The 5,845-nt window shown below is 45.7% G+C and carries 9 protein-coding genes and 1 pseudogene; 6 read left to right on the top strand and 4 right to left on the bottom strand.

The features are described 5' to 3' along the window. The 4 genes and pseudogenes from AC5V8P_RS22600 to AC5V8P_RS22585 form a co-directional block, all read left to right on the top strand. Positions 1-242 (top strand): annotated as a pseudogene (locus AC5V8P_RS22600) (MGDG synthase family glycosyltransferase); the annotation flags it as partial. Between the two features lie 30 nt (positions 243-272). Then, entirely contained in the window at positions 273-554 is a 282-nt protein-coding gene (locus tag AC5V8P_RS22595; protein ID WP_063211316.1) for a hypothetical protein, read from the top strand. A gap of 505 nt (positions 555-1,059) precedes the next feature. Further along, positions 1,060-1,743: an MOSC domain-containing protein gene (locus tag AC5V8P_RS22590; RefSeq protein ID WP_064796654.1), complete on the top strand. Its 684-nt coding sequence runs from the start codon at positions 1,060-1,062 to the stop codon at positions 1,741-1,743. A 136-nt stretch (positions 1,744-1,879) separates the two neighbouring features. Beyond that, entirely contained in the window at positions 1,880-2,218 is a 339-nt protein-coding gene (locus AC5V8P_RS22585) for a DUF4870 domain-containing protein (protein WP_064796655.1), read from the top strand. A 57-nt stretch (positions 2,219-2,275) separates the two neighbouring features. On the opposite strand, the gene AC5V8P_RS22580 is transcribed toward AC5V8P_RS22585, so the two are convergent. Further along, positions 2,276-3,214 carry a sigma-70 family RNA polymerase sigma factor gene (locus AC5V8P_RS22580; protein ID WP_064796656.1) on the bottom strand — a complete coding sequence of 313 codons (939 nt, stop codon included), beginning with the start codon at positions 3,212-3,214 and terminating at the stop codon, positions 2,276-2,278. Between the two features lie 18 nt (positions 3,215-3,232). Further along, on the bottom strand, positions 3,233-3,676 hold the full coding sequence (locus AC5V8P_RS22575) for a carboxymuconolactone decarboxylase family protein (RefSeq protein WP_064796657.1): 444 nt from the start codon (positions 3,674-3,676) through the stop codon (positions 3,233-3,235). A 151-nt stretch (positions 3,677-3,827) separates the two neighbouring features. Here AC5V8P_RS22575 and mscL point away from each other — a divergent pair, with 151 nt between their 5' ends. Next, positions 3,828-4,322, top strand: coding sequence for a large conductance mechanosensitive channel protein MscL (gene mscL, locus AC5V8P_RS22570; protein ID WP_064796658.1), 495 nt, complete (start codon positions 3,828-3,830; stop codon positions 4,320-4,322). An 83-nt stretch (positions 4,323-4,405) separates the two neighbouring features. On the opposite strand, the gene AC5V8P_RS22565 is transcribed toward mscL, so the two are convergent. Then, positions 4,406-5,107, bottom strand: a complete 702-nt coding sequence (locus AC5V8P_RS22565) for a histidine phosphatase family protein (protein ID WP_063211632.1) — start codon at positions 5,105-5,107, stop codon at positions 4,406-4,408. A 76-nt stretch (positions 5,108-5,183) separates the two neighbouring features. Continuing rightward, positions 5,184-5,477 (bottom strand): hypothetical protein, encoded by a 294-nt coding sequence (locus AC5V8P_RS22560; RefSeq protein WP_063211304.1) that lies wholly within the window; start codon positions 5,475-5,477, stop codon positions 5,184-5,186. A gap of 173 nt (positions 5,478-5,650) precedes the next feature. On the opposite strand from AC5V8P_RS22560, the gene AC5V8P_RS22555 reads away from it, so the two are divergent. Beyond that, positions 5,651-5,845: NUDIX hydrolase (locus tag AC5V8P_RS22555; protein WP_495473883.1), on the top strand; the 195-nt coding region annotated here is incomplete at its 3' end.

Here is a 5,845-nt window from a genome sequence, read left to right as displayed (position 1 = left end):
AACCCGTACCTGGTCAGGAACTAAATAATGCTCTGTATCTGCAGCAAAAAGGAGCTGCCCGCATTGCTCGCACCACGGAGGAACTGATTCAGCATTGTCTGGATCTGATCTCCTCGCCCTCTCTTGCCGAGGAAATGAAGCAGGCGATTGAGTCACTTCGCAAACCTCATCCCGCAGACCAGATTGCCGAAGACATTTTGCAGCAGCTTGTGGATAAAAGAACCTCTGTCCGGACAAATTAACGAGGAATAAGCCAGACGGAGGGGATACCAATGGAACACAAAGGAAAGGATTTACTCCCACTTACGGGTGAAAAGGTAGAAGTGGATGGTATTTATGTGGATGAGGATGGACATGAGCAACATTTGCACAGAGGCCAGCACTTCCCCGCTGATGTTGTTTTGGGTACTTCCGAGTGGAAAATGACCGAATACGCCTTTGATAACCATCACGAAGGACGTACCGATGAACGACTTATCCCCAAAGAGGATGACGAGAATAAAATGGGTAAAATCACACATCCACGCCGCCATTTACAACGCGGTGACCGATAATTGAGGTAGTATATCCACACTTACTCTCAATATGTTGATAATCTGTGGACAAACTGTGTACAAAGTATGAATAATCGTAATATTGTCTACAGATTGTGCACAGTTTGTGTATAAACCATGTTATTTTTGTGGATAAATATTTATATGCGGTGGATAAAGTATGTACAACATGTGCAAAACATGTGCATAACCGTTTAAAAGGCTGAACGAATCCTTTTCGTTCAGCCTTTTTCGTATTTTTATACACATTCTCTAATTTGAGGAGTATCCTATCCTGCTGCTGGATGATGTGTTGTCCGAGTTATCTGTCGAGATCGGGTATGATCGAAAGGGAACATCGCTCGCAGTACGATGAGTTGCCCAAAAGGGACTCTATCACTTTAATGGAGACTAATCGAAAACTCGCACATGGCGCATGGAGGAGTGTAGGGTGTAAAATGGAAACGGGAACGAACAGAGTCAAAAGAGGAATTACTGACATGTAAAAAGAGTAGGGGTGATCCGAATGGCATCTATTAAAATCCTTTCACTTAATGTCGGCATGCCCAAGCAGATTCGTTTTAATCAGAAGGACGTTTCTACCGGGATATTCAAGTCAGCCACAGGTGAACATCTGTATTTATCCTATCTAAACTTCGAAGGGGATGGGCAGGGCGATCTAGTTCATCACGGGGGTAAAGAGAAAGCAGTATGCGTCTATCCCTATGAACACTACTCGTTCTGGGAAAATGAATTGCAGAGACCGCTCGATTACGGCGCGTTCGGGGAAAATTTAACGATAAAGGGTTTGCTGGAATCCGACGTTTGTATTGGAGACGTTTTTAAGCTTGGCAAAGCAATCGTTCAAGTTAGCCAGCCGAGACAGCCTTGCTACAAGTTGTCCATCAAGTACGGCGTACCGGACATGCCCTTGAAGGTACAGCAAACAGGCTACACGGGATTCTACTTCCGCGTTCTGGAAGAGGGCGTTGCCTCTAAAGCTGACGAACTATCCCTCCTTCATCGTCATCCGAAAGCAGTTACGGTTTCATTTGCCAATCGAATTATGCATCAAGAGAAGGATCATATCGAGGGTATTAAACAAATCCTCGAAGTGGAAGAATTGTCCGTAAGCTGGCGAAAGACGTTTCTAAAACGTTTGGCGGGAGCCGAAACGGATTCTCGGGAAAGACTATCAGGCAATTTGTAAGGTGGAAGTGGTTCAATGAGTTAGTGTAGAACCAACTTTTTTACCGAGATCGGGCATATCCTTCAATCCTGTCCTCATAGCTTGTATAGTACGGAGACTTAGCTTTGAATCATTTATAAAGGAGGATATGCCTGACATGTCAGTCTATAAGTCTTCCACAGGATTGGATGAAAATATAGCAGCTGTCCTGTGCTATTTGTTCTCATTTATTGGCGCGCTGGCCTTTGTCATGCTGGAGAAGAAAAGCCGATTTGTATTATTTCACGCACTGCAATCCATACTTTTTTTTGCAGCCCTCATGATCGGACATGTGCTGGTCGGATTCATTCCGCTACTCGGTCCTTTCCTTGCTTCCCTGCTAACACTGGTTAGCCTTGCTTTGTGGATTATCCTGTTAATTCGTGCGGGACAAGGAAAATGGCTTAAGCTTCCCTGGGTAGGAGATTTGGCTCTTCATCAAGCCCGGCAGTTATGAAAATAGCAAAAAACCTTGATCCTCAGCAAGGACTCAAGGTTTTTTTCGTTGGTCTTGTCATATATGAACGTATCCCAGCTTATCTGGATTGACCATCAAATAAAAATGTTGAATATGCTCCCCGTCAGGTGCCAGCCTGAAACATAAAGTTTCTTTCACTTCGCCGTCTTTCAGAAATGCCAGCTGAACCTCACCATTGATGACGGTGTGGACCACATCTCGTTCTCGTAAAACAGTTAATACCCGACGAGAGGTCAACAAGGCGAGAACGCCTTTGCGTACAACCATCGGCCTCATCACGGTATGCACCTTACCTCCACCATCTGATACAAATACAGGCTGTTCAGCCAGTAGCTCCAGCATAGCAGTGACATCGTAAGCGAGAAAGGCGGCTGTAAACCGTTCCAGCAGTTTTACCCGCGAAGAGTTATTTATGTGAGGACGGCTTGGAGCTTCGGAAGCAGCTTCTCCGGAAGATAGAATACGACGGGAACGACTGAACAACTGACGACAATTGCTCTCGGTCTTTCCCAGTAATTCTGCAATTTCTTTATAGTCATATTGAAAAGCTTCTCTCAGCACAAAAACAGCCCGCTCTATCGGTTTTAGCTGCTCCAATAGAACCAGAAATGCGTAAGATATCATATCTTTACGTTCTAACCAATCAGCAGGGAGGTCTGCACTCTCACCTAGCGGCTCCGGTAGCCACTGTCCTACATACGTCTCTCTTTGCTTACGCGCAGAATTCAGTAGATTCAGACACCGATTCATCGTCATTTTGGCTACATAAGCTTTAGGATTCTGTATATCACTTAGGGGCTTATTCTCCAACTCGACAAAACAGTCTTGAACCACATCCTCGGCATCCGTAACCGTTCCAAGCATGCGATAAGCAATGGCAAAAGAATATTTGCGATATTTTTGATACAGCTCCTCCAGACTTACATCCACCAATTCCATCGATTCTTGTTCAATCCCTTGTTCTTTGCCAGTCAAAGCGTAGCCCCCTGTTCATTAAAGACTGCCTGGATACATCCCGGTCGCGATGGCAATTCGGTTCCAGCTGTTGATCACATTAATGGCAGTGATCAAATCTAAGTACTCTTCCTCTGTAAAATGTTCTCTGACACGATTATACAAGTCTGCAGGTACCCCTTGCACTGAGATATGAGTGACCGCTTCAGCTAATTCGAGCATAGCACGTTCTTTTTCCGTGAACAAAGGAACCTCCCGCCATAAAGCAAGCTGCAAAATATGGTCAGCATAATCCCCTAGTTTTAGCAAATCCTTTGCATGCATATCGAGGCAATAGGAACAGCCATTGATTTGCGATACTCTAATTTTCAGCAGTTCGTACAATACTTTGTCTGTAAAACGACCGGAAATATACTTTTCCATCTCCATCATTGCTTTGAATGTACTAGGACTCACTGCTCTGTGGTTAAATCTTAAACTCACGATACATCGCCTCCATTATTGGTTTACATACAGAAGACAAATGAACATGTGATTTTGTGACAAAGTGCAATATATCAATTTGGAATTGCCCTCAATTGATAGAGCATGTATTATAGATAAATGATTTTATGCAAAGAAGGTGAGCACTCATATGAACGGAAAAGGTTTTATTAAAGAATTTAAAGAATTCGCTGTACGGGGTAACGTGATTGACCTCGCGGTCGGTGTTATCATTGGTGGAGCGTTTGGCAAGATTGTCACTTCTGTAGTAAACGATATTATTATGCCTCCGATTGGTAAACTCCTGGGCGGTATGAATTTTCCAGACCTATATGTAGCTTTACAAGCCGCTGATCCTCTAAATGCTGACGGTACACGCAAGACTCTGGCACAAGCCAAGGAAGCAGGAATTGCAGTCCTTGCCTATGGTCAGTTTATCAATGTCCTGCTGGACTTCCTCATCGTGGCCTTCTGTGTGTTCATGCTGGTCAAAGGGATTAACATGCTGAAGCGCAAAGAGCAGGAAAAGCCTCCTCAGGAAAAAACGATCAAGGAGTGCCCGCATTGCCTGTCCGAAATCCCTATAGCTGCTACTCGATGCGCACATTGCACTTCCAAGCTAGAGGGATTCGTTGAAGCACGCTGACACAACCCGCACTCCTATGAAGACAACAAACGGCTTAAGACGGTGTATCGTCTTAAGCCGTTTTTAGCATGGCTCAAACAATATTAGTTGAAGTTAGTGATAATTCCCCGCGGTCTGACAGGCAAACCTTCTGCGTACAGATGGGAGACATCACCGAAGCCAATGCAACGGGGAACTGCCCATTCCTTGGAGCGTTCATCAAACAAGATGGTAGTTACGGAGCTAGGCGGCATCCAAAAACCGGACCAGACCAAAGCCAACGGTAGTTCCAGCAGATGTGCAAGCCAGGTTAGCCCGAAGCCGCCATGACAAAATACGGCTACTCTGTCTTCCGTGTGCTTCAAAATTCGGTACCTGCCCTCCACCCTTTCAAAGCCTTGCCGCTTCAAAAATTCATCAGAATGAACCTTCAGCCGCTCGAAGATTTCGGGACTTTGCGTCCCTTGGTAATAGGATATTTGCTTCCAAGAGTCATGAGTCGGCAGAGGCAGCTCAGACCGAATCACTTCACCAGGCAAATCCCAATGGGAAAGACGGCCGTATGGAGTTTCCTCCAGCTTTAGGGCCAGCTCCTGCGTCCAGTCTTCCACTTCATAAGTCATACCGAGAGAGTCGGCGGTGTAGCGCATCGTATCCAATGCCCGCCCCATAGGTGAGACGTAAATGCGGTCCAGACCGTGACTAGACAGCCGTTTGGCCAGTGCCTGGGCCTCCAAATGTCCCTCTGGCGTGATGGTATTGTTAGGGTAATCGGGGTCTGCATGTCGGATAATATACAATCTCATCATTGGTTCTCCGTTCCTAAGAATGGCGACAGGATCGCTTGATCCCATTCCAGCGGTCAGCTCTCCTGATCTTTAATTAATGTTTATTCAGCAAATTTTCCAAAATCGCGCGCAAATCCCTGTCTTCATGGTAAACTTCCTCACCCGTATCCAGCTCAATAACCCGGATATATGTATAGTTGGCTCTGGCATCGACTGGTTTAAAAATCAATTCCTCCGGATTGTCTGGACGCACATCATAGCCCATATTTTTGAACATATCTGTTATTTGATCGATCCCCGGCTTGCCTCCACTTTCCAGCATAATCAACCCGCGCAGTTCTTTGGGCTCCTCTGGATGCATAACTCGGAAATGTACAATACATTCCATGTAAAATCGCTCCTTTCCATCATAAACCTATGTTATGGCGCAAATCCCCATGTTCCCAGCATACCCCAAAAGCTACTCCACATTCCACATCGACCATCATATCGTCGGAGCGGAAAACACGTTATACTGTAAGGTAGACTTTGATTTTCCGCTTATGATAAGGAGGAACCACGATGACTAGCGAGCTTCTGGATATCTATGACGATGAGGACAACCCCCTGGGTACGGCCTCCCGACAAGAAGCACATGCCGAGGGTTACTGGCACCATACCTTTCACTGCTGGCTGGCACGAGACACTTCGACAGGCCGCCGCTTGCTATTCCAACAGCGTCAGGATACAAAGGACACCTTCCCCGGATTCTATGAT

The sequence above is a fragment of the Paenibacillus sp. N119s genome, assembly GCF_059447605.1.
This window is presented reverse-complemented; position numbering and strand designations above follow the sequence as displayed.

Excerpts from the sequence above, each read along its gene's own strand:
- AC5V8P_RS22560 (WP_063211304.1), bottom strand. The coding sequence starts at position 5,477 with ATGGAATGTATTGTACATTTCCGAGTTATGCATCCAGAGGAGCCCAAA.
- AC5V8P_RS22565 (WP_063211632.1), bottom strand. The coding sequence starts at position 5,107 with ATGAGATTGTATATTATCCGACATGCAGACCCCGATTACCCTAACAAT.
- AC5V8P_RS22590 (WP_064796654.1), top strand. The coding sequence starts at position 1,060 with ATGGCATCTATTAAAATCCTTTCACTTAATGTCGGCATGCCCAAGCAG.
- AC5V8P_RS22595 (WP_063211316.1), top strand. The coding sequence starts at position 273 with ATGGAACACAAAGGAAAGGATTTACTCCCACTTACGGGTGAAAAGGTA.
- AC5V8P_RS22585 (WP_064796655.1), top strand. The coding sequence starts at position 1,880 with ATGTCAGTCTATAAGTCTTCCACAGGATTGGATGAAAATATAGCAGCT.
- mscL (WP_064796658.1), top strand. The coding sequence starts at position 3,828 with ATGAACGGAAAAGGTTTTATTAAAGAATTTAAAGAATTCGCTGTACGG.